Raw genomic sequence first — 1,746 nt, forward strand, 5'->3', positions numbered from 1 at the left:
GTCGGGGGCTGGGAAGTCATCCTGGTCCGCAGCTGCAGCGTCGTTTCGTTTTGGGCGTTGGCGGCCGAAAGTTCGCCTTCGGTTTTTGAAGGATCGGATTCCGCAGCGTTGGCCGATTGATCGCTAGCGTCACTCGGATCGGTGTCCGCGTTTTCGTTAGCCGCACTTTGCGGCGGCTGCTTTGTGTTGGGATCCTCCGCTGCGGTGTCGGACGGGGGATTCGTATCCGACGGCATCGATTGCGGTTCACTGCTTTGGCCCTCGTCGTTTGCTGCGTCTTGGTTCGATTCCGATTGTCCTTCGTTCGCATCGGATTGCGAAGGATCGTTTTCGGCTGAGTCCTGGTTTTGATCTTTGTTCGCCTGACCTTCGGAATTCGAATCCGATTCACCTGCTTGCCCCGCGTCCTTGGATTGCTGTGCCTCGGACTTTTCCGGATCCGATCCCTCTTGCGGATTCGAATCATTGGGCTCAGACGAATCTTGTTCTGACTCCGATTGGTCACTACCCGAATCGTTTTGTTGTTGCGGATCGTTCGGCTGTTGTTCCTGTTGCTGCTGCTGTTGTTCTTTTTGCTGTTCCGACTGAGGTGGTTCGGGCGACTTTGACTCGTCCTCCTGCTGTTGTTGGATTTGCGAGATCAGCTGCATGGCTAACTCAATATTGGCTCGCGCGTCTTCGTCGTCCGGAGCGATCGCCAAACTGCTGCGATAATGTTTCACCGCGTCTTGAAGTAGTCCGACTGCCGTTACCGGGTCGCTCTTCTCGCTTTCCAGCAACTTTAACGCTTCGGCATAGCGGTCGTTTCCTAGGTTGTAACGTGAGCGGGCGGCGATCTCGTCACGATCCGAGCCACTGAGTTGTTGGAACGTTTCGGCGGCACGTGTGGTTTCACCTGCGGCATACAGTTCCACGGCTTCATTGTAGCGATATGCATCCGACGGGACGACTTCGTCGGCATATGCAAACGGAGTGAATACGATTGCGATCAACGCAATTCGCAAAGAAGTCTTGATTCCAATCATATTGCTTGTCCCTCTGCTTGAACCGAATCATTCGAAGATATCGGTAACCAATGTGTCATGAATGCCTCGCACAGGAAACTGATCAGTGCCAAACCGACAAACCACTGGAACCTCGCTTCGTATTGATTGATCTTGGCGGTTTCAAATTGTTGCTGTTCCACCTTCGCGACATATTGGTGATACACACTCGCCATATCGACTTGTTTGGTTTCAGCTGGAATGAAGGCTCCGTTGGTTTCGGTAGCCACCGCCTGCAATATTGCACCGTCCAGTTTTGACCAAACTTGTTGTCCGTCGTAAGTCACGTAGTTGGAATCGCCGTTGGTGCCTGTAGGAATCCTCGCCCCTTCGCTCATGTTGCCCAAGCCGATCGTGAAGATCCGCACACCGCGATCCTTGTGGGCTTGCTTGGCGACTTTCAGCGGTTCACTCTCTTGGTCCTCGCCGTCGGTCAGAATGACCATCGCCTTGTGATCGTTGGTTTTGCTCAAGAATCCTTCGCTGGCCACTCGTATCGCATCCCCTAAACGCGACCCACCGCGGCGGATCGAATGCGTTCCCACTTCTTTGAGTGAGCGGCGAAAATCGTCGTAGTGGTTGGTCATCGGAACCACTTGGCGAACTTCGCCCGCAAACACGACCAAGCCGACGCGATCGCCCGCCATCACATCGAGCATGTCGTTGATTTGTTGCTTGGCTCGGCTAAGCCGATTGGGCGTGG

2 protein-coding genes are annotated in these 1,746 nt (G+C 54.2%); both read right to left on the minus strand.

The features are described 5' to 3' along the window. Positions 1-1,025: hypothetical protein (locus tag RMSM_RS31245; RefSeq protein WP_008706980.1), on the minus strand; the 1,025-nt coding region annotated here is incomplete at its 3' end. Continuing rightward, on the minus strand, positions 1,022-1,746 hold a 725-nt coding region (locus RMSM_RS31250; RefSeq protein ID WP_144058093.1), incomplete at its 5' end, for a vWA domain-containing protein. The genes RMSM_RS31250 and RMSM_RS31245, both read right to left, overlap by 4 nt.

The organism is Rhodopirellula maiorica SM1 (genome assembly GCF_000346295.1).
Lineage (GTDB): Bacteria > Planctomycetota > Planctomycetia > Pirellulales > Pirellulaceae > Novipirellula > Novipirellula maiorica.